At 64.7% G+C, this 21019-nt stretch carries 16 protein-coding genes, 1 tRNA gene and 1 pseudogene; 7 read left to right on the top strand and 11 right to left on the bottom strand.

Going from position 1 to position 21019, the window contains the following annotated elements; genetic code table 11:
- Positions 1-250 precede the first annotated feature (250 nt).
- The 5 genes from FJ386_01340 to FJ386_01360 form a co-directional block, all read right to left on the bottom strand.
- Positions 251-3115 carry a DUF1553 domain-containing protein gene (locus FJ386_01340; GenBank protein ID MBM3875352.1) on the bottom strand — a complete coding sequence of 955 codons (2865 nt, stop codon included), beginning with the start codon at positions 3113-3115 and terminating at the stop codon, positions 251-253.
- A complete protein-coding gene (locus FJ386_01345; protein ID MBM3875353.1) occupies positions 3112-4485 on the bottom strand; it encodes a sulfatase in 1374 nt (457 codons plus the stop codon). The genes FJ386_01340 and FJ386_01345 overlap by 4 nt, the downstream gene beginning before the upstream one ends.
- 26 nt (positions 4486-4511) lie before the next feature.
- Positions 4512-5795, bottom strand: coding sequence for a hypothetical protein (locus FJ386_01350; protein ID MBM3875354.1), 1284 nt, complete (start codon positions 5793-5795; stop codon positions 4512-4514).
- Positions 5795-7243, bottom strand: coding sequence for a DUF1501 domain-containing protein (locus FJ386_01355; GenBank protein MBM3875355.1), 1449 nt, complete (start codon positions 7241-7243; stop codon positions 5795-5797). The genes FJ386_01350 and FJ386_01355 overlap by 1 nt, the downstream gene beginning before the upstream one ends.
- A gap of 224 nt (positions 7244-7467) precedes the next feature.
- Positions 7468-7932 (bottom strand): DUF4339 domain-containing protein, encoded by a 465-nt coding sequence (locus FJ386_01360; protein MBM3875356.1) that lies wholly within the window; start codon positions 7930-7932, stop codon positions 7468-7470.
- Between the two features lie 667 nt (positions 7933-8599).
- Between FJ386_01360 and FJ386_01365 the strand changes: the two genes are divergently transcribed.
- Together FJ386_01365 and FJ386_01370 are read left to right on the top strand one after the other, a co-directional pair.
- Positions 8600-8689, top strand: a tRNA-Ser gene (locus tag FJ386_01365).
- An 83-nt stretch (positions 8690-8772) separates the two neighbouring features.
- On the top strand, positions 8773-9954 hold the full coding sequence (locus tag FJ386_01370; GenBank protein ID MBM3875357.1) for a mechanosensitive ion channel family protein: 1182 nt from the start codon (positions 8773-8775) through the stop codon (positions 9952-9954).
- A gap of 131 nt (positions 9955-10085) precedes the next feature.
- Here the strand turns inward: FJ386_01370 and nagB are convergent, their stop codons facing one another.
- The 3 genes from nagB to FJ386_01385 all read right to left on the bottom strand — a co-directional run bounded on the left by nagB (position 10086) and on the right by FJ386_01385 (position 13195).
- Positions 10086-10871: a glucosamine-6-phosphate deaminase gene (nagB, locus tag FJ386_01375; GenBank protein MBM3875358.1), complete on the bottom strand. Its 786-nt coding sequence runs from the start codon at positions 10869-10871 to the stop codon at positions 10086-10088.
- Positions 10872-10980: 109 nt separating this feature from the next.
- Positions 10981-12057, bottom strand: coding sequence for a Gfo/Idh/MocA family oxidoreductase (locus FJ386_01380; protein ID MBM3875359.1), 1077 nt, complete (start codon positions 12055-12057; stop codon positions 10981-10983).
- Positions 12058-12070: 13 nt separating this feature from the next.
- On the bottom strand, positions 12071-13195 hold the full coding sequence (locus tag FJ386_01385) for a DegT/DnrJ/EryC1/StrS family aminotransferase (GenBank protein MBM3875360.1): 1125 nt from the start codon (positions 13193-13195) through the stop codon (positions 12071-12073).
- A gap of 119 nt (positions 13196-13314) precedes the next feature.
- Here FJ386_01385 and FJ386_01390 point away from each other — a divergent pair.
- The 5 genes and pseudogenes from FJ386_01390 to FJ386_01410 all read left to right on the top strand — a co-directional run bounded on the left by FJ386_01390 (position 13315) and on the right by FJ386_01410 (position 17665).
- Positions 13315-14367, top strand: a pseudogene (locus tag FJ386_01390) (N-acetylglucosamine-6-phosphate deacetylase).
- A gap of 163 nt (positions 14368-14530) precedes the next feature.
- Positions 14531-15181 (top strand): LysM peptidoglycan-binding domain-containing protein, encoded by a 651-nt coding sequence (locus FJ386_01395; protein MBM3875361.1) that lies wholly within the window; start codon positions 14531-14533, stop codon positions 15179-15181.
- Positions 15182-15210: 29 nt separating this feature from the next.
- Complete coding sequence (locus FJ386_01400; protein ID MBM3875362.1) at positions 15211-15591, top strand: hypothetical protein; 381 nt, start codon at positions 15211-15213, stop codon at positions 15589-15591.
- A 59-nt stretch (positions 15592-15650) separates the two neighbouring features.
- Positions 15651-16121 carry an NYN domain-containing protein gene (locus tag FJ386_01405; GenBank protein MBM3875363.1) on the top strand — a complete coding sequence of 157 codons (471 nt, stop codon included), beginning with the start codon at positions 15651-15653 and terminating at the stop codon, positions 16119-16121.
- Positions 16122-16243: 122 nt separating this feature from the next.
- On the top strand, positions 16244-17665 hold the full coding sequence (locus FJ386_01410) for a hypothetical protein (GenBank protein ID MBM3875364.1): 1422 nt from the start codon (positions 16244-16246) through the stop codon (positions 17663-17665).
- 58 nt (positions 17666-17723) lie between these two features.
- Here the strand turns inward: FJ386_01410 and FJ386_01415 are convergent, their stop codons facing one another.
- From FJ386_01415 to FJ386_01425, 3 genes are read right to left on the bottom strand one after another with little or no spacing between them, the layout of a single operon-like run.
- The gene (locus FJ386_01415) at positions 17724-19328 is read right to left on the bottom strand and encodes a hypothetical protein (GenBank protein MBM3875365.1); all 1605 of its coding nucleotides are present in this window, start codon (positions 19326-19328) and stop codon (positions 17724-17726) included.
- Positions 19325-20146: a hypothetical protein gene (locus tag FJ386_01420; GenBank protein MBM3875366.1), complete on the bottom strand. Its 822-nt coding sequence runs from the start codon at positions 20144-20146 to the stop codon at positions 19325-19327. The genes FJ386_01415 and FJ386_01420 overlap by 4 nt, the downstream gene beginning before the upstream one ends.
- Positions 20143-20958 carry an AAA family ATPase gene (locus tag FJ386_01425; protein MBM3875367.1) on the bottom strand — a complete coding sequence of 272 codons (816 nt, stop codon included), beginning with the start codon at positions 20956-20958 and terminating at the stop codon, positions 20143-20145. Before FJ386_01425 ends, FJ386_01420 begins: the two co-directional genes overlap by 4 nt.
- Positions 20959-21019: the final 61 nt, after the last annotated feature.

The raw sequence follows: 21019 nt of genomic DNA on the forward strand, positions 1-21019 counted from the left end.
GACTTGTCCGGCCCGTGGCAACTGACGCAATACTTGGTCAGGAAAGCTTCAAACGGTTCCGCGCCACGGGTGGCACCCGCCAGCCCGAGGCAGGCGGAGAGGAGCAGGCAGGAACGGGAAATTGTCCGGATGGGCAGCATGTCAGTTGTCACGGGGAGTTATGCTAAAACTTCCTTCACCACCTCGCCATACACATCCGTGAGGCGGTAATCGCGACCGAGGTGACGGACGATGAGGATGCGAAGCCGCTTCATTCCAGGTAGAGGAGCTCGTTGGCGTTGAGGAGTGCGCGGCAGAAGGCTTCCACACCGTGGGCGGAGATGAGTTTTGTCGCGGCTTCATGTTCTTTTGCGGTCGGCTGGCGTTGGAAGGCGGTGCGATAGGCTTGGGTCGCCGCGTCGCCGGCTTGGAGGCAGGCGGCCAACGCCTTCGCCATGTCGAGGGTGAAGCTGTGGTTGAGCAGCGTGAGCGCCTGGAGCGGAGTCGTGGTGTTGGCGCGCTTCGGCGCGGCGAAGGCGATGTCCGGCAGATCGAAGTCGTTCAGCACATCCACCACGCTGGCGCGGGCGTTCTGGTGATAGACGGCGCGGCGGTAGGTTTCTGGTCCGTGCGTATCGAGCGGAAAGTAAGTGCAGACGTTGTTCTGCGTGAACTTGTAGAGGCGGAAGCCAGGTCCGCCCATCGGCTCCAGTTGTAGCTTGCCGGTGACAGCCAGCATCGTGTCGCGCACTTCCTCGGCGCTAAGACGGCGCGGCGGGAAACGCCAGAGCAGGCGGGCGTCCTTGTCCACCCGCACGGCGGATTCCCGATACGCGGCGGACTGGAGATACGTTTCCGACAGCAGAATCTCGCGGTGCAACGCCTTCAACCGCCAGCCATTCGCGAGCAACCGTGCGGCGAGGAACTCCAGCAGCTCCGGATGCGTGGGCTGGCTGCCGAGGGAACCGAAGTCGCTCGGCGTGTCCACCAGGCCGACGCCGAAGTGGTATTGCCAGACGCGATTGGCCAGCACGCGCAACGCGAGCGCGTTCTGATCGCCGGTGATCCACTTCGCCAACGCGAGACGGCGCTCGCCTTCGGGCGCATCCGCCGGAAGTTCGTAGGGCGCTGTCACGCGGTCGAGCACGCTCAGGCTCGCGGGCGCCACGACCTCACCGGGCTTCATCGGATCGCCGCCCTTGTGGACAAACGTGCGCTCCTTGGGCTGCTCGGGGTTACCAACCCAGATTTGCGGCAGCTTCGGCACGCGACTGATCTGCCGTTGCACGTCGGCGATTTGCTGTTCGAGCGCTGTGATCCGGGCGGTTTCCTCCGCTGTGATGACGTTGTGCCGCGCCTTGGCCGCGCGGTGCGCGAGCGTCCACGGTTCGCGGCCTTCGTCCGTGGCGACGGTCGTCCACGTCTTGCCATCGAGGGAGGTCTGAACTTCGTATTCGCAGGGTGTGGCGCCGGCCACTCTGCTTTCGTCCGTTCCGCGCTCGCCTCGCGCGTTGATGAAGGTGATGCGGTGGATCGTCTCCGGCCTGGCGAATGTGAGCGTGAGCACCGGCGGTTCGCCGATGAACCAGCCCTCGCCAGTCATGCCATCGATGCAGTATTGCGGCCCGTAAGCTTCCGGGAAGTCCTCGGCCGTTGTGGACTTCGCGCCTTCAGCCGTGGTGCCGTTGCTGGCGAGGGCGACATTCCGGCCGTCGTTGCTCCATACTTGGAATTCGGTGAGCTTGCCGCCGGGCGCGTTCGCCCGCTTCTTCCCCGCCGGGGCCGTGGTGAACCCGTGAATCACGAAGCGCAGAAACTTCGCCTCGGTGGCGGGAAACGACTCGTCGGTGCCGTGGGGATCGATCTTTGGCCGGGTGGCCTTGATGGTGGAAGCGGCGGCCTTGGCCCGCGCATCGATGTCCTTGTCCAGCTTCTCCAACTCGGCCTTGATCTGGGCGAGCTTCTGATTCAACGGCTTGGTCGCGGCGGCAAACGCGGCGCGCTCCTCCTTCGTGGTCACCACGCGCCGTCCATGAGTCACGCCCTCGAACGCCGCGCGCAGCCGGTAATAATCCTCAGTGGGAATGGGGTCGAACTTGTGGTTGTGGCACCGCGCGCAGTTGATCGTGAGTCCGAGAAACGCACTCCCCGCCGCGGTGACGATGTCGTCGAGCGTGGCGGCGCGAATGTTCGCCTGCGCAACCTTGTCCTGGTTGCCCACATCGTCGTAAGGACCGGCGACGAGAAAGGCGCTGCCAACTTCCACGCCCGGATCATCCTTCCCGAGAACATCGCCGGCGAGGTGTTCGCGGATGAACTGGTTGAACGGCTTGTCCTCGTTGATCGAGCGGATGACCCAGTCGCGCCACGGCCAGAGATCATCAACGATGACATTGCGCTCGAAGCCGAGGCTCTCGCCAAAGCGCGTGACGTCGAGCCAGTGGCGACCCCAACGCTCGCCGTAACGCGGGCTGGCGAGAAGGCTATCGATGAGCGCTTCGATGGCCTGACGTGGGCTGGCTTTATGCGCCTTCACGAACGCCTCTACCTCCTCCGGTGTCGGCGGCAGGCCGTGCAGGTCGTAGGTCATGCGGCGGATGAGCGTGCGCGGATCAGCCGGCGGATTCTGCGTGAGCTTTTTCTCAGCTAGCTTGGCGCGGATGAATCCATCAAGGCTCTCGTGCGGATGCTTCGTCGCGAGTGGTTGGAGCGACCACCAGGTTTTGTCGCCGCGCTTCGCTTCGAGCTTCACGCCGTCGCGCGGGTCGGTCGCGCCGAGCTTCACCCACGTCATCAGGTCGGCGATCACGGCATCGGACAGCTTCGGTTTCTTCGGCGGCATTTCCAGATCCTCGACCTCGTGCCGCACGGATTGGATGAGCAGGCTCTGCTCCGGCTTGCCGGGAATGATCGCAGGCTTCCCGGAATCGCCGCCCTTCTGCCAGCCGGCCTTCGAATCGAGGTAAAGGTTGCCCTTGAGCTTCTTCGCCTGCGCGCTGTGGCACTCGTAGCAATGCTCGATCAGCACGGGCCGAATCTTCTGCTCGAAGAAGGCGATGCCGGAAGGCTCGGCTGCGGTCAAGGCAGTCAACTGCGCAAGCGAAAGGGTGCTCAGGAGCGTGATTGCCGTCTTCATTTCGGGGAAGGCTTCGGTGTCCAGTGGGCATCAAGTTTGTCGCGAAGGGCCGCGACGATGTCGGGATGCTTGCTGGCGACGTTGGTTTCTTCTTTTGGGTCGGACTCCAAGTCGTAGAGCATGGGTTGGGCGGCTTCGAGCGTGGCGATGAGATCCGGCTTCAGGTATTTGTCCGGCGGGATGGTTTTGAGCGAGCCCGCGGCTTCAAAGGTGCGCGGCAGAACGAGCCGCCAGCGACCATCGGTGGCCCAGCGCCACAGCACATTCGCGCTCGCATCGTCGAGCGTGAGTGAACGGATCGTGAAATCCTCACCAAACACATGGTGGCGCGTTTCGACAGCCTTGGCGTCGAGCAGATTGATGCCGCGGAGCTCTTTCGGAGCGGGCAGCTGAAGCGCGGCGAGCACGGTGGGCACGAGGTCGATGGAAGAAGCCAGCGCGGTGAACTTGGCTGGCTTCACTTGAGCGGGCCAGCGCACGAGGATGGGCGTGCGATGCCCGGCGTCGAACGGCGTCGTCTTGTTCTTCGGCGCGAAGGCGGCGGCGGTGGGCGATTGGATCCAGCCGTTGTCGGTCACGTAGATGACGATGGTGTTCTCGGCGAGTTTCTCGCGCTCGAGATGGCCGAGCAGTTCGCCGCAGGTTTCGTCAAACCACTCACACATGGCCCAGTAGCGCGCGACGTGCGGTGAGGCGGTCTTGGCGGCATACTTCTTAAACAGACGCTCCGGAGGCGTGTGCGGTGTGTGCGGCATGAACGGCGCATACCACACGAAGAAGGGTTTCTGCTGCTTCCGCGATTCGGCGATGAAATCGTAGATCGGCTTCATGTCCTCGCGGCCAATGGTGAGCCCCGCATCGCCGTGGCGGGAGCCCTGCGACATGCCGTGCGTGAAACCACCGCGCGTGAAATCGCCGTGCCACCACTTGCCCGTTTGAAAACTCAAGTAACCCGCGTTCGCGAGCAAGCGTGGCAGCGTGGGCACCTTGTCGAGCAAGCCATTCCACTGCGCGGTCAGCTCGGCGGTGGAGCCACGCCCGCCTTTGGCCGTCGTGCCCGGCGACTGCGGCGGATCGTTGGCGGTGACCTTGTGCTGATGCGGATAAAGCCCGGTGATGATGGTCGCGAGACTCGGACAACAAACGCTCGTCGGCACAAAACCGCGCGGAAAAGCGAGGCTCTGCGCAGCGAGCTTGTCGAGATGCGGCGTCTGCACCTGCGGATGCCCCATGAAGCCATAATCACCGGCTCCCTGATCGTCCGAGATGATGAAGACGATGTTGGGCTTAGGCTTCGCAGCATCGGCGGCGTTCAGCGCGGCGAGCGGCGTGAGAAAAAGGATTACCAGGAGGTTGAGCAGCGGTTTCATGTTTGGCCTGCGCAGTCTAGACAAGGTTATCGCGTCATCGCACCACTGATCGGCTGAGTGCGTTTGCGTCCGGAGAAATCAGTTTCGACCAGGTAACGCGCATCCGCCTGCGCCACTGGAGCCGACGCCGCGGGAGTCGCATCGTGTTTCTGACCGTCCCAGGTGACACCGACGAAATCCGCGAGACCGCGTCCCGGTTTGGTGCCCTCCTTGGGGCCGGCGCCCAGAATCACGTTTCCCGTGCTCACCACACCAGCGTTGCCATTGGCGAAATGCAGCGCGTTCTGGTCGCGCGAGTAGAGGATATTGTTGGCGAGGATCATGCCATTCCGGCCATTCCATGAACCACCGCTGAAAGCGTGACCGGTGTTGATGATCGTGTTGTGGACGACCTGAAGGTTCAGCGTCTTGCCCTGGTGATCCGTGCTGGCGAATCCGGAACCCTTGGCGCCAATTAGCACGTTGTTCCGCACAACGGCCTCGCCCTGCACTTGCATGGTGTGATTATCGCTGCGGCGGCACAGGTTGCGCTCGATGATGTTCACCGGTTTCCCAGCGGTGCCATACACGGTGATGCAGGGATATTGCGTATCGTGAATGTCGTTCTCGGCAATCAGATTGCCCCACGAACCTTGCTTCACCTCGATGCCGTCGCCCTGTTCCCCGCGGCAATCGTGAACATGGTTCAACGCGATTACGCTCTCGCTCATGATGAACTGACCGTTGTTCGCGCCGAGATACATGCCCTCGCCGTGACCACCGCCGTGGTGGAGGTGATTCCGCGTGAGGAAAAGCCGGCGCGTGTTCGCGCTGTTGGCACTGAGGCAAACCTGTCCGGTGTGATGAATGTGGCACCGATCAATCCACACTTCGCTGCACTGGCCGAGGCGGAGACCGTGACTGCCACCGGTGATCTCCACGCCGCGCAGGCAAAGATACCTCACCGGACCACCCTGCCCGATGTTGAGCACGTTTTGTTTCGCGTCGGGTCGCGTGAAGACCACGTTCGCGCCCTCGGCGGCCACGATCCAGATCGGTGCCTCGGCCGTTCCGCTCACGAGGATGTCCCAGAGGCGATTCACGCTGTAGGTGCCGGCGGAGATCACGAGCTGGTCACCCGGCTGAAGCGCGGCGATGGCCTTAACGAGTGAATCGCCCGTCGGCTGCGAGTGCTTGATCACCCGTTTCGGAGCAACACCCGCCCAGTCGGGCGCGTAACGACTGTCCGTGGGCGCGGCGGCATGCAGCGCCGTAAACGGCGCGAGCAGCAGGGCGGCGAGGAGGGTGAGGGAATGTTTCACGGTCGGAATTACGCGAGGATTTCCTTCAGCACGTGCCCATGCACGTCGGTGAGGCGGCGTTGCGCGCCGTTGTGGTAGTAGGTGAGTTTCTCGTGGTTCAACCCGAGCAGGTGCAGCACGGTCGCGTAGAAGTCATACACGGTGGCCACGTCCACCACGCTGCGCCGGCCGAAGTCGTCCGTCTCGCCGTAGCTGACGCCGCCCTTCACGCCTGCGCCCATCATCCACGTCGTGAACGCGTCGGGGTTGTGGTCGCGTCCGCTGGTGCCTTCCTGATGCGTCGGCATCCGGCCAAACTCGGTGCACCACACGACCAGCACGTCGTCGAGCATCCCGCGCTGTTTCAGGTCGGTGAGCAACGCGGCGGTCGGTTGGTCGAAAATCGGGCAGTGCCGCTCGTAATCCGCCTTCAGCGTCTTGTGCGCGTCCCAGTTCAGCAACCCGTCCACCGCGCTCGCCCGCGACGCGCAGTAGAGGCTCACGTAACGCACGCCGCGCTCCAACATGCGCCGCGAGAGCAGACAATTGCGGGCGTAAGCGGCCTTGAGCTTGTTGCTGTCGTTGGTGCCGTAAAGCTGATGCACGTGCCCGGGCTCGCGCGAAAGGTCACTCACCTCGGGCGCGGCGAGCTGCATCTTGGCCGCGAGTTCGTAGCTCGCCATGCGCGCGCGCAACTCGTCATTGCCCGGATGCGCGGCGGCGTGCTCAGCATTGACGACCTTCAGAAACTCCCGCGTCGCCTCGTCTTCCTTCGCGGTGATGGACGCGGGCCGCGCGAGGTTGCGGAGCGGTTGCTGCGCGGCCATGGCGACAGCCTGATACTGCGCGGGCAGAAATCCATTGCCCCAGTTCGCCTTGCCGTTGGGCGGCTCGCCGCGGAGGTCCTGCACGGCCACGTAGGTCGGCAGGTCGCGGTTCAAACTGCCGAGGGCATAACTCACCCACGCGCCGGCCGCCGGGAAACCGTCACGCGTGAAACACGAGTTCATGTTCACGCAGCCCGGTCCGTGCGTGTTCGTCCGCGACGTCATCGAGTGAATGAACGCCATGTCGTCCACGTGCCGCGCCATATGCGGCAGCATCGAGGAAATCTTCTTCCCGCTCCGGCCCGCCGCGGCGAACGGCCACGGCGATTTCATCAGGTTGCCGTTCTTGCCCTGGAAACTCACCTCTGCCTCGCCGCCCGGCAGCGGCGTGCCGTGGAACTTCTCCAACATCGGTTTGTAATCCCACAGGTCCATGTGCGAGGCCGCGCCCGGACAGAAAATCTGGAGCACCTGCTTCGCCTTGGGCGCGAAGTGCGGCGCGACGCCGGAGGACGCGGTCGCCGGGCTCGCGGCAGCAAGAGCGAACTCCTCCGCGAGCAATTGCGCGAGCGCGACGCCGGTCATCCCCGTGGTCATTCGGCCAAGGAACTGGCGGCGGTTCAGGTTCAGCAGTGAGGGATTTGAGTTCATGAGGAAAATGAAGAAAGCATTCTTCCCCGATTGTCCCCCAAGTGGACAGCAGCGGACAATTCAAATCCCCACAAGAGATCGAAACGGTTTTGAGCCGGCAGCAAATGGACTCCAGAGGACCCGAAAAGACCCGATTTCGGGCAAGCAGTATACAATGGCAGTATCAGATTTGCCTTTTGGCCTGAGGTGCCGAGAAGAGCAGAAGCGCGAGGTCGTGACGGAGATTAGCATGGAGTTCCGGCAGGCTGCGTTGAATGCCGCTCTGGGTGAAGGTGAAGCTCGGCGAGGGGGAAGATCAGCAACCAGTCAGCGCTCTTGAAGGCTCCCCCAAAGGCTTTTGCTTTGCCCAAGATGGATCCCGGTGCCCGCTGGTGAATAAAATCCTGAGGCTGGACGGACGGATGAGGAGTTTTGATCTGCGTTGGCGTGCTCAAATCAGTCGAATTCGCAGACGGAGCCTCAGCGACACGCGCAAGTGGGGGGGCGCGTTTACTCTCACCGTCCGTCGTGGAAATTGCGGGGGGGGTCGAGCGTGCCGCGAGGGCCGCCACAACCGGCATCCAGTTGGAAAGGCCTTCTCGGAATGCAAGGTCGGAACTTCTCAATTGCCCGATGTTCAGCATCTCCTCAACCTTTTCCTTGGGGAGCGGGCCTTCGTATTTTCCATCACGCAGAACGTAGAATTGCATGGTCTAAAGGAACGCTGTTCAGCTATGTCGAGGCTCGGGGCGTTCCTGTCCACCATAATGCCTTCCGTCAACACCAAACATTCCACATCCGGAATGGACCACGCGGCACAGTCGCCAGCGTGCCAAAGTCGCTGGACCAACATCTCGGATCCTTCCTCCGCAAGAAGCGCGGCGGTCTCACCTGCGCACGATTCGCCCGCAAACTGGGCATCTCGCCTTCCACCCTCTACCGTCTCGAGCAAGGCCAGCAGAGGATTTTGCTCAATTCGTGGTCTTTTCGAAAGGTGAGGCATAGGTCGAGAAGGTCCACATTGGCTGGCATTTCTTTGGCGCATTTCAAAAGGAGTTGGGAGAGCAGGAGTTTGAGCTTTTCCTGTGTCGTTGCCCTGCTTCTCCACATCGGCCAGCTTGAGTTTGGCAACGCTGGGGGTTTTGGTCCGAAGGCTGAGGCGAATAAGCTTGCCGCCGATTCTGATCCGGGCGAAGTATTTTCCCGATGGTGCGTAGCGGCTCAGATTGGCAAACGGGGTTTTCTGTCAGGGCGATTGAAAGGTGCCATGCGAAATCTTGGTCGCTTTCCAATGCACACGGCCGGTATCAGATTACAGCATCAGATTGTCAACACGCAGGATTCAGTCCATCCGTAAGTGCCTTGTGTTGAACGACAGGAAGGGTGGCTGAGTGGTTAAAGGCACCTGACTCGAAATCAGGCGTAGTCGAAAGGCTACCGGGGGTTCGAATCCCTCCCCTTCCGCCAAATCCCCGCGGGACTCGGTGAAGGCTTCCGGACCCGATGGGACGACTGTGACCGTTCGAGCCGACCCAAACCACGCGACAACCATGGCCGACCCAACCCCGCTCACCCAAGCAACGAACGCGCCCGCAGGTCCGCTCGCGCCGGCGCAGACTGGCGCCTGGCTCACGTTCGGGCTCGATCGTGTCGAGTGGCTCCAAGGCACGCTGCTCGGGAATCCCGTCTGGCAGTATGTCGCCTCGCTGCTTTACATCGTGCTCGCGTTCTACGCGGCGAAGCTTGTGGACTGCTTCTTCCGCACGCAGCTCCGCAAGGCCACGTCGCGCACGCAGACGCAGACGGACGACCTGCTGCTTGAGCTGGCGCGGGGGCCGGTCAAAATCATCACGTTCGTCATCCTGATGCACATCGGCCTGCGGGTCTTCGCGTGGCCGGAATGGGCGGCGGTGTTCATCTCGAAGGGACTCAAGCTCGTGGTCGCGTGCTCGATCACTTACGTCGCGCTCAAGGCCGTGGATCTCGCGATGGGTTTGTGGGAGCGGCGCATCACCGAGGCCGAGCGCGGCGTGCTGGACATGCAATTGCTTCCGGTGATCTGCAAGACCATCAAGGCGTTCGTCATCATGGTCGCCGTGCTGGTGACTTTCCAAAATCTCGGCGTCAACGTCACCGGACTCCTCGCGTCGCTTTCCATCGGCGGGCTTGCGGTCGGCCTCGCGGCGCAGGACACGCTCTCAAATCTCTTCGGTGCGGTCGCCCTGTTCACCGACCGGCCGTTTCGCGTGGGCGACCGCGTGCAGTTTGACCAGGTGGAAGGCACGGTGGAATCCATCGGCATGCGCAGCACGCGCATTCGCAACCTCGAGGGTTACCTCGTCGCCGTGCCCAACCGCACAATGGCCAACGCGTGCATCACCAACATCAGCCGCCGGCCGAACATCAAGACCACGCTCAACCTCGGCCTCACTTACGACACGCCCGCGGACAAGGTCGAGCGCGCGCTGGCGATTCTCGACGAGATCTTCAAGCCGCACCCGAGGACCGCGGATCTCGTCATCACGTTCAACAAGTTCAAGGACTCGTCGCTGAACGTCCTCGTCGAGCACTGGTGGGCGGGCACGGACTTCAGGGAATACGCCAGGGAATTCCAGCAACTGAACCTCGAGCTCAAGCGCCGGTTCGACGCGGCCGGCATCGAATTTGCATTCCCCACGCAGACCGTCCACGTGAAGGGGCAGGTCGGGGAATCCGCGAAACCGCCGAAGTAGCGCGCAGGCCGGCGTTGCCCGCGGCTCCGTGTTTCAAACCAACCCCAAAGGCACGAAGGACACGAAGAAGGCGGGGACACCAAGCCCTTCCCCTGTCCGTCTTTTGTGTCCTTCGTGGCTTCGTGGTTTGATCACCGCAATCCTTCCCACTCGGGCTCGTTCTCGAAGATCCAGCGGTAGTAGTCGGCGCCTTGCAGCTTGCTCGCGGCGGGTTCATCCACGACGACGGTGCAGCGGGCGTGAAGCTGAAGCGCGGTGGCGGAAATCATCGCGGTAATGGGGCCCTCGACGGCCTTTGCAAGGATGTCTGCCTTGGCGGCGCCCGTCGCGAGCAGCAGGCAGCGGCGGCTTTCGAGGATCGTGCCGACGCCCATCGTGATTGCGCGGCGCGGGACTTTGTCGGCTCCGCCGAAGTGCGCGGCGTTTTGCTGAAGCGTCGCGGGGGCGAGCGCCTTCACGCGCGTGCGGGAGTGGAGCGCGGAGAGCGGCTCGTTGAATCCAATGTGCCCGGCGCGCCCGATGCCGAGCAATTGGAGATCGATGCCGCCGAATTTGCGGATGGTCTGCTCGTATCGCGCGCACTCGGCATCAATGTCCGCGGCCGCGCCGTCGGGCAGATAAGTGTTGCGCGGGTCAATCTCGATCTGCCGGAAGAGATGCTCCTCCATGTAGTGCCGATACGAGTGCGGGTCGTCCGCGGCGAGGCCGACGTATTCGTCGAGATTGAAGGTGCGGCAGAGGGAGAAGTCGAGGCCGTCCTCGCGGTGCATGCGAACGAGCCGGTCGTAAACGGACTCCATCGTGCGGCCGGTGGCCAGGCCGAGCACCAGCTGCGGATGCGCGAGCAACTCGCGCGCGATGATGCGGGCCACGAGATCCGCGGCGCCCGCGGCATTGGGACGGATGATGACTTCCACGCGGCGGAGTGAACCACGAACGGACGCAAATGGACATGAAGAAGCGGCGATTGAAGGCCGTTCGGGCCGGGGCGTTCCATCCCGCGCGAGCGGAGGAACGCCCGCCGCGTCACGGCAAACCGAATTCCTTCCTGTTCTGCTCGAACGATACGAGCACGGGCTGTCCGGAGAGCCTGGACTTGAGCAACGCCTGCTCATCCGCGCCGGACGTGAGCGGAAGCGCGACCTGGCCGCCTTCTGCCGCGCTCCGCTGCATCGCGAGCATGATCTCCGCGCCGAGGCAGGCGTGCCCGAAGTTGCACGAGTGCACCTTCGCATCGTCATCAAGCCAGTCGGCCATTTCCTGGATGTAAGGCGGCATGTCGTTCTCGTAGTTCATCACGCCCTCGCCGCTTTCGGCGCCGCGGCTCTTCGTCACCGCGCGCCAGCCGCCGTTGGTCAGCACCTCGACGAAGCCCTCGGTGCCTTGCGCGCCCATGCGGTTCTTGCCCCACCAGCGGGGCACGTCGGGCTGGTCGGGCGCTCCCGCGCCGCATTCGTAGATGCCGCGCACGCCGTTGGCAAACTGCACGAAGCCCGCGATGTAATCGGGCGAGGGATGGTTGTCCGCGAGTTTGTGGCGGCCCGCGGCCTGCGCCATGACCCATGTGGCGGGCGTGTAGGTGTTGAACCAGCACGTGTAATCAATCAAATGCGAGAGCATGTGGACCATCCAGCCGGTCGCCGCGCCATAAACGGTGTGGACGCGGCCGAGTGCGCCGCTGGCGGCGATTTCCATCGCCTTGCGATAGTGCGCGCCGTAACGGTGCTGATGGCTGACGACAGCCTTCACGCCCGCGCCGCGGATGAGGTCGCGCACGGTGAACAACTCGGCGCTCGTGAGCGTGACGGGCTTCTCGAATGCGATGAGTTTCGCGCCCGCGTCGATGCCCGCGCGGATCATCGGCGCGCGGAGGTTCGGGAGCGTGCAAAAGCAGAACACGTCGGGCCGCACCTCGCGGGCGAGCGCGGCGGCATCGTTGCCCTTGGCTGGGTTGCCGAGCTTGGGCGCGGCGGCTTCGAGCCGGGCTGCGTCGATGTCGCAGATGCCGACGACCTGAAAGCGCGGGTTGGCGTTGAAAGTGGTGGCGTGGTGCATGCCGCGCTTGCCCATGCCGGCGACGAGGACGCGATAGGGGTTGCTCATTTTTCTTGTCCGTTTAGCCCTGGGCTTCGTCCCACTCGACGACCTTCGCGATGACGAAGTCCACCTCGTCCGCGGTGAGCTCGGGGAACATCGGCAGCGAGATGCAGCTCGCGGCGTTGCGCTCGGCGTTCGCCACGGAGCCGACGATGCGCGCGCCCTTGCCCCACGGATAGCCCGCCTGCTGGTGGATCGGGATGGAGTAATGCGTCTTGGCGTCCACGCCCGCGTCGTTGAGGAATTTCAGGAAGCCATCGCGCCTGGCCGCGTCGTTCGTCTCAATGACGTAGAGGTGGAACACGTGCCGGTAGCCGGGCAGTTCAACCGGCAGCGTGAAATGCTTCGCGCCCTGCAAACCCGCGGTGTAGCGCGCGGCCCACTTGCGGCGGTTGTCGTTCCACGCGTCGATGTGCTTGAGCTTCGCACTGAGCACGCCGGCGTGCAGGTCGTCGAGCCGGCTGTTGAAGCCGTAGCTGTGCACGTTGCGCGCATTCGAGCCGTGGTTGCGGAGCTTGCGGACCGTGGCGTCCACGGCGGCGTTGTTCGTGGTGAGCGCGCCTCCGTCGCCGAACGTGCCGAGGTTTTTCTGGATGATGAAGCTCGTGGTCGCCACATCGCTGAGTGCGCCGACCTTGAAGCCCGGCCCGCTGGAGCCGATGCCCTGCGCGTTGTCCTCGATCAGCTTCAACCCGTGTTTGTCGGCGATTTTCTTGATCGCGTTCATGTCCGCGCACTGGCCGTAGAGGTGGACCGGGATGATGGCCTTGGTCTTGGGCGTGATGGCGGCCGCGATCTTCGCGGGGTCGATGCACTTGGTGCGCGGGTCGCAATCCACGAAGACCGCGGTGGCGCCGGCGATCCAGATCGCCTCGGCCGTCGCAAAAAACGTGTTCGGATGCGTGATGACTTCGTCGCCGGGTCCGATGCCCAGCGCCATCAGCGCGAGCCAGATGGCGTCGGTGCCGTTGCCGAGGCCGACGGCGAACTTGGTGCCGTGATACGCGGCGAGTTCGGCCTCGAACTGCTTGAGCATCGGGCCCTGCACGTAATTCGCGCTGAGCAGCACCCGCTCGATGTTGGCATCGATCTCCGCCTTGATGTTGTGGTATTGACGGACATGTCCGTAGAATTCGACTTTCATGGTGGCGCGATAGGTAGCCGCAGGCGCTCGCGACTGACAAGGACTTTCCTCGGGAAAGGCTTGATTCGCGCGCGCGGGCGAACCGAAATTCCCGCGTGAACCACGGCGAAGCCATCGCGATGCACTACGCGACGCGCCAGCCAGTCCGGCTTGCGTGGTCGGACGGCGTCGTCACGGCGCTCGAACCCGCGCGCAAGGCGCCCGAGGATGCGTGGCTCGCGCCCGCGCTCTTCGACCCGCAGGTGAACGGCTACGGCGGCGTGGATTTCCAGCGGGACCAACTCACCGACGACGAGTTGCTCGCGGCGACGCGGCGGCTTCGGCGCGACGGGTGCGCGCGAGTTCTTTACACGCTCATCACCGACGAATGGCCGCGGATCCTTGCGCGCGTGAGGCACGTGCGCGATCGGCGCGCGCGGAACGCCGAGTTGCGCCACGCCATCGCGGGCTTCCACATCGAAGGACCGTTTCTCTCGGCCGTGCCGGGCTTCAAGGGCGCTCACAATGCGGACGTGATGCGCGACGCGACACCGCGTGACATCGAGGAACTCCGCGCAGCCGCCGGCGACGACCCGGTGCTGCTCACGCTCGCCGCGGAGCGCACGGGTGCGCTCGATGCCATCCAGGCCGCGGTGTCGCTCGGAATCAAAGTCAGCCTCGGCCACACGAACGCCTCCGCTGAGACCATGGAGCGCGCGGTCCGCGCCGGCGCGACGGCCTTCACCCATCTCGGCAACGCGCTGCCGCAACAGCTCGACCGGCACGACAACGTGATCTGGCGCGTCGCGGACACGCCGGGGCTTGTCGCGGGAATCATTCCGGATACGATCCACGTTTCACCGCTGCTCTTCCGCCTGCTGCACCGCGCGCTGCCACCGGCACGCATCTACTACACGACCGACGCGATGTCCGCCGCGGGCGCGCCCCCGGGTCGTTACACGATCGGCTCGCTGGAACTCGAAGTCGGCGCGGACCAGATCGTGCGCCTGCCGGGCAAGACAAACTTCGCGGGCTCCGCGCTCAAGCCGATCGAGGGCGTGTTCCGCGCGGCGCAGATGCTCGGGCGGTCGTGGCGCGACGTGTGGGATCACTTTTCAGTCCGCGCGGCGAAGTTGATGAGTCTCGGGGAACCGCTCGCGCCGGGCCAGCCCGCGGATTTCTGCGTCTTGCGACTGGAGGACAACGGCCCGTTGAAGTCGATCGAGACAATCGTCCGCGGCGAGCGCACCGCGGACGTTCCGAAGTAAGCGCGCGGTGGCGGCGAGTTCCCGGTGGACACGGGTGCGCGCACTTTGAACCTTGAACCCGCCCCCGCCGCGTCCCTATCTTCAAACCATGAAACGATTGCTTTGCGCCGTGTCGATTGTCGCGCATCTCGGCCCGTGGACGCCCGCCGCGCTCGCGCAGGACGCCGTTGTCGAGGAGCGAATGCGCCGGCTCGAGAAGAGCGTCGAAGATTTGCAGGCCTCGAACTTCAAGCTTCGACAGGACATCACCGCCCTTAATGCGCGGCTGGAAAAGGTCATCGAAGCCGCCGAACTCACCGCGCGCCGCGCCGGCAACAACGAGGACGTGTTGAAGCTCGCCCAACAACTCAAGGAACTCGACCAGCGCCGCGTCGCGGACCAGCAAAAAATCCTCGCCGAGGTCGAGAAGATGCTGAAGTCCGTCCCCGTCGCGCCCCCCGCCGCGCCTCCCGGCAACGGAGGGGCCAAGGCGCCCAATGGGAAAACCAAATCCCCTCCAAAGCTCGCGGAACCCGACGGCGCGACGCCCTCGCCCGCGGCCGACGCGAAGGGTGTCTGGCACCCGATCGAAAAGGGTCAGACACTCGGCGGCGTCGTGAAAGCCTACAACGATGACCTCAAGTCCAAGGGCAAGCCGGCGAAGGTCACATTGAAGGCCGTGCTTGATGCAAACCCGAAGCTCAACCCGGACAAGATGTTCATCGGCCAGAAGATTTTCATCCCCATCCCTGAGAAGTAGTCCGCGCCGGTCCGGCGCGAACGCCTGCGATGAAAAACCTGCGCCGCGCGCATCTTTACCTCGGGTGCTTCTTCGCCCCGATGCTGGTCTTCTACCTGCTCACGGGATGGTATCAGACCGTGGAACCGAACCGCATCAAGGAACCCGGCGAAGCGGAGTCGCTCGCGCAGAAGTTCCGCGTCGTGCATGTTTACCAAGTCTATCCCGGCAAATCCGAGACGCGGAACCCGTCGTCGCCCAAGCTCTACCAGGCGCTCGTTGTATTGATGGCGGCGGCGGCGACACTCACGGTGTTGCTCGGCGTGGTGCTGGCGTTTCGCAGCATCAAGCCGGTCTGGCCTGTGCTGCTCGTGCTCGCGCTTGGCGTGGCCGTGCCCGCGCTCATGCTCTGGCTCGGGCAACGCCGGTGAGTCCGTCCACGGGCGAATTTTCCGTTCCCCAATCCATCACGCGGCGTTAACGTCCCAACGTGGCTCTTGTCCGGATTCTTGTGGACGGTTACAGCCTGCTGCACGCGTGGCCCGGGCTCGCGCCGGGGCGGCCGCGGCATTCGGCCGCCGCGCGCGACGCGCTGCTCCAGATGCTCACGAAGTATCGCGACGCCATCGGCACCCCCATCACCATTGTCTTCGATGGCGCCGGCGCCCCGCCCGGGACACCCAGGCTCCCCTCCACGCACGAGCTGGAGATTCTCTACTCGGCCGACGGCAAGACCGCGGACCAGTTGATCGAGCGCGCGGCGTATCGGTTCCAAAAATTCGGCGAGGTGCTCGCAATCACGGACGACTTTGCCGAGCGCGACACGGTGATCGCCCTCGGCGGGATGGCCCAGAGTTGCGGCGTGTTCATCGCGCAAATCGCCGACACGCTTGATGAACTCCGCCTCGATGTAAAGGAACACAACCGCCGCGAGCGCGTGGCGTTCAGGAGGGTCGCGTGAAGTCACGACCGCCACCATTCCGCACCCGCGCGCTCCTGGTTGCGGCCGGGCTGGCTTTTGCGCTTGGTGCTACGGCGCCGGCGCAGGTCCCGGCGCCCGTTCGGTGCGGTTTTCTCTTCATCGTGGACACTTCATCCGCGATGTCGCGGCTGAGCGATTCCGCGCAACTGACCCTCGCCTCGCTCGTCGCCTCCGGCTTGCACGGCGAAATGCGGCCGGGCGAGGAGTTCACCGTGTGGACCTTCAACGAGGACCTGAACGCCCGCGGGTTGCCCGTGATCACGTGGTCACCGGAGAACAGCGGCAGCGTCGCGGCCCGCGCGGCCCAGCACTTGAAGTCGCAGAAGTTCCGACGGGCCTCGCGCATGGACCGCCTCGTGCCCGAGGTGCTCGCGGCGATGCGCGCCACGGAGCTGCTCGTCGCCGTCATCATCTCCGATGGCGAACAGGTCGTCGTCGGGACGCCGTTCGACCGCAAGATCAACGTGACCTACGGGACGCGCGCGGAGGAAATGCGCCGGGTGAAGAAACCGTTTGTGACGGCGCTCGCGGCGCGGCGCGGGCAGATCGTGGACTTCGCGGTGACGCTCGGCGACGAACCCATCGAGCTGTCCGGATTTCGGCAGGTGCTCGCGAAGGCCGGCGCCCCCGGGAGCGAACTCGCGCCGTTCGCGCCGCCCACGTCCGTGCCGGTGTTGATGAAGCCCGGCGCCGCGCCCGTCGCGGCGACCAATGTTCTCTCGGTGCCTTCCCCGACGAATCGACCGTCTGCGGCTGTCGTGGCCAGTGCGCCGCCGCCCGCGCCCGCCAAGACGGCGCCCGCCGTTCAGGCGCCGAGTCCCGTGCCCGCAGTCGCCACTCCATCCCCGGCGCCTGCGAAGGCAGTCGAGCCGCCGAAACGCGAACCGCCGCCGCCCGCGGTCGCGCCGAACGAAACGCCGCCGCCTCCCGCACCGCCGAAGGAAACCAAGTCCGTGGCGGCGGCCCCGCCTGCTGCGAATCCGATCCCGCCGCCCATCCCGCCATCTGCGGCGGCCAAGGTGCAGCCCGTTGCCGAACCGACGGTGAAGTCCGCGCCTCCTGAGACTCCGGCGACTGCGAGCAAGGCACCCACAGCCACGTCTCCGGCTCCGCCGCGTGTGACAAATCCCGCGCCCGAACCCGTGCAGCCTGCCACCAGTCGTCCGGTGCTGATCACAAACCTCCCGCCGGTCGCAGCGACGAAGTCCGCTGAAGTGAATCCGTCGGCCCCGCCGAAGGTCGTTGCCGCCAATCCACCCGTGACTTCATCGTCTCAGGTGATCGAGGCTCCCTCGAACCCGCCCTCATCTGCGCCTGCGCAACCAACCGCCGCGGTCGTCACGCCGCACGTAGCCGTCGCGACGCCGGCTTCGAGGCGCGGAAACTCGTGGCTGCTCGCCGCGGGATCCGTCGCGCTGCTGGTTGCGGGATTCTGGGTCATCCTTCCGTGGTTTCGTCGACCCGAGCCCGAGCGGGCCACGAGCCTCATCTCGCGGTCGATGGATGACCAACGCCGGAAGTGACGGCGTGGTGGCGTTTGCGGCCATCGTTGCAAACCGCCGATCGTCCCCGGCGTGCCCTTCACTGAATCTTCATCCAAACCGTCTTCAAGTGCGCGGGCAGCCCCCGCGTGATTGGGAAGTCGGGCGGTTGCGGCGCGTAGTGTTCACTGACGATGCTGCGCCGCGCGCGGGCGACCGCGCCGCGGACGGCTCCGAGGAATCCCTCCGGCGCGAGCGAGGCGGCATTCGTGGATGCGAAGAGCACGCCGCCGGGCGCGAGCAGCGGCAGCGCGAGGGTCACCAGCGACGCGTAGTCTTGCTTCGCCGCGAAAACTCCCGCGGACTTCGAACGTGAGAAGGTCGGCGGGTCGAGCAGCACCACGTCGAACGCGCGGCCCTTTTTCGCCAGCCGTCGCATCCAGTCGAAGCAATCGCCGTGCAGGAATTCGTGCGCCGACGCGTCGAGCCCGTTCAGCGCGAAGTTGCGTCGTCCCCACTCGAGATATTTTTTCGACAGGTCCACGCTCGTCACGCGGGCGCCGCCCGTCGCAGCGGAGGCCGAGAAGGCGCACGTGTAGGCGAAAGTGTTGAGCACGCGGCGCGCGGTGGAGCCGGCCCCGATGTCGAAGCCCGCCGCGATGTGGCCGGTCTGCAAGCGGCGGCGGTTGTCGCGCTGGTCGAGGAAAAGGCCGGGGGAATACCCCTCGATGAAACTCAGCCCGAAGCGCAGGCCGTTCTCGCGAACGTCGAAGATTTCCGCCGCGGCGTCGCCGGCGACCCATTGCGGCGCGGCGTCGGCCGGCGTGGCGACCTTTTTCAGCAACCGTTTGTGATACGCCCCTCGCGCGCCCGTCTCGCGCAACAACAGGTGAAGGCGCGCCCGCCGGTCCGGCTCAAGCGGGCCCTCCGAAGCGGAGACGAGGAAGTCGCCGAGCTTGTCCACGAACCAGCCTGTGAACCCGTCGCTCGCGCCGTGAATCAGCCGGAACGCATCGGTTTCCCGCACATCGCACACGGCGGACCTGAGCGCGAGGTGGGGGGCAGACTTGAAATCCGCCTCCGCGCGAAAGGTCACTGTCTCGCCGCTCGACGGGTGCGCGAAGGCAATGGACTCCGCGTGCAGGCAGACCCGGTGCGCGGCCGTGCCTCCGTGCGATTCGTCACCGAGAATAGGAAATCCCGCGTCCGCCGCGTGGATGCGAACTTGATGCGTGCGGCCGGTCCCCGGCTGGGCCTCGATGAGCGTGGTTTCGGCACGACGCTGGACGACGCGGAACGAAGTCTCGGCAAGGGCGTCTCCCGGGCGCGCCGGCCGGGATACGTGGCGGTTGCCGTCCTTCACGACGCAGGACTTGACGACGACCGAATCGCGCAACGGCGGCCGGTCCGTGAGAAGGAGATATTTTTTGGCGACCTCGCGCCGCTCGAATTGACGGGTGAGGGATTGGTTCGCGAGGGGCGACTTGCCGAAGACCATCACGCCGGAAGTGTCCTTGTCGAGGCGATGGATGATGGCGAGCGAAGCCCAGCGCGGTTCGCGCGCGCGGAGCCAGTCGTAGATGCCCTCGCCGGCGAAGGGTGAGGGCGCGTGAGTGTTCCAACCGGCGGGCTTGTGGACGACGAGGAGGTGGTCGTCTTCGTGAAGGACACAGGCCTGAAACAGGCCGGCGGGAGGGGACTTCACCGCAGTATCCAGAGTTCGTGGACGCGGCCGTGAAACTCGAACACGACGCTGGAACGCTCGATGCGCACAATACGCGCATCGTCAATGACGTCGCCAACCGTGACGTTGCGATTGTTGATGAGCGCGAAGGGATTGACCGCGCGGTGGATGATGCCCTGCACCCGGAGACGCGGGAACGGCATCTGAACGGCCACGGTGTTTGTGACGGATGGAACGGTCGGCGGCACCACGACGACCGGCGGGTTCGTGGTTCCGGGTGGGGCAAAGAGAGTGGCCGCGGCGGGCGAAGTGGGCGGTGTCGGCGGAGTCGGCAGTGCCGGGGAATTGGTCGTGGTCGCGGCGATTTCAGGTGGCGCGTTTGTCGGCGCCTTGACGACGAGCGGCGGCGCGGGTTCGTTGGTCTTCGCGGGAGGATCGGTGGTGACCAAGACGGGCGGGGCGACGATCGGATTGGCCGTCGCCGGGGTCGCGGCGACCGGGGCCGCGGCGACTGTGGTCGTGTTGGTGTCCGCCGCCACCTTGCCTGCCTGCCTGGCCGCGTGTTGGCCGCGTGCGGACCGTTTGCCGGACGACTTGTTTTCGATTTCCGATTCGTCGAGCTGGTTTTCGGACCACTTGTAGTAGAGGAGTCCGGCGCCGCCGAGCAGGAGCAGTGCGACGATGGCGCGAAGCAACGGCGCGACAGGGCGGGAGAAGAACGTGCGGGGCGGCGGTTGCAGCCCGTCGGTGGGCTTGAGGCCCTCGTCGGGAATGCGCGGGGCGCGCTGGCTGCGCTGCGCCTGGCCCGCCCGCTTGAGGGCATCGTTGATCAGGCTCATGTGTTGACGTTTCCTTCGAGTTCGCGGATCGCCCGGCCGATCATGCGGAAGTCGATGCGCTCACGCTGTAGAACATACCCGCAAAGCAGCGCCTTGTCACAAACGGTGTTGATGAGGCGCGGGACGCCCTTGCTGTATCGGTGGACTCGCCACAACGCGGGGCCGGTGAACTCCGGCGTGCCGTTCGCGCCGCAGGATTCGAGCCGGTGGTGGATGTAACGGCCGGTCTCCGCCGGCGAGAGCGGCCGGAGATGGAAGCGCACACTGATCCGCTGCCGAAGCTGGCGGAGGTTGTGCTGGTTGAGGCGATCGCGCAACTCAGTCTGCCCGAGCAACACGATTTGAAGCAGCTTGCGGTCGTCGGTCTCCAGATTGGAGAGCAGGCGGATTTGCTCGAGCAACTCGTCCGTAAGTGCCTGCGCCTCGTCGATGATGAGCACGGCGTCGTTGCCCTTGACAGCTTGGTCGAGAAGAAAGCGGTTGATGGCGTCCATCGTCTCGAGCCGGTCGAGTCCCTTGACTGGCAGGCCGAACTCCATCGCGATGGCCTTGATGAGCTGGTCGGGGCTGAGGATGGGATTGAGGATGAGCGCGCTGGCGACCCGCGGCCCGAGTTGCTCCATCATTGCGCGGCAAATGGTGGTCTTGCCCGCGCCGACCTCGCCGGTGAGCTGGACAAACCCCTTGCGCTCGCGAATGCCAAACAGGAGGTGGTTGAATGCCTCGCGATGTTTCGCGCTGTAGAAGAGCAGGCGCGGATTTGGATTGATGTCGAACGGGGGCTCGCGCAGCCCGTAAAAGTCCAAATACACGACGGGCGCATGCTACCCCAATGCGATGGGGAGAAAAGGAGAATTCCCTGCCCGGCGCCGG

Source organism: Verrucomicrobiota bacterium (genome assembly GCA_016871675.1).
GTDB lineage: Bacteria > Verrucomicrobiota > Verrucomicrobiia > Limisphaerales > VHCN01 > VHCN01.

What these genes read in the sequence shown, in the direction of transcription:
- FJ386_01340 (MBM3875352.1), bottom strand. Translation starts at nt 3,115, where the DNA reads ATGAAGACGGCAATCACGCTCCTGAGCACCCTTTCGCTTGCGCAGTTG.
- FJ386_01345 (MBM3875353.1), bottom strand. Translation starts at nt 4,485, where the DNA reads ATGAAACCGCTGCTCAACCTCCTGGTAATCCTTTTTCTCACGCCGCTC.
- FJ386_01355 (MBM3875355.1), bottom strand. Translation starts at nt 7,243, where the DNA reads ATGAACTCAAATCCCTCACTGCTGAACCTGAACCGCCGCCAGTTCCTT.
- FJ386_01360 (MBM3875356.1), bottom strand. Translation starts at nt 7,932, where the DNA reads ATGCAATTCTACGTTCTGCGTGATGGAAAATACGAAGGCCCGCTCCCC.
- FJ386_01370 (MBM3875357.1), top strand. Translation starts at nt 8,773, where the DNA reads ATGGCCGACCCAACCCCGCTCACCCAAGCAACGAACGCGCCCGCAGGT.
- FJ386_01380 (MBM3875359.1), bottom strand. Translation starts at nt 12,057, where the DNA reads ATGAGCAACCCCTATCGCGTCCTCGTCGCCGGCATGGGCAAGCGCGGC.
- FJ386_01385 (MBM3875360.1), bottom strand. Translation starts at nt 13,195, where the DNA reads ATGAAAGTCGAATTCTACGGACATGTCCGTCAATACCACAACATCAAG.
- FJ386_01395 (MBM3875361.1), top strand. Translation starts at nt 14,531, where the DNA reads ATGAAACGATTGCTTTGCGCCGTGTCGATTGTCGCGCATCTCGGCCCG.
- FJ386_01400 (MBM3875362.1), top strand. Translation starts at nt 15,211, where the DNA reads ATGAAAAACCTGCGCCGCGCGCATCTTTACCTCGGGTGCTTCTTCGCC.
- FJ386_01420 (MBM3875366.1), bottom strand. Translation starts at nt 20,146, where the DNA reads ATGAGCCTGATCAACGATGCCCTCAAGCGGGCGGGCCAGGCGCAGCGC.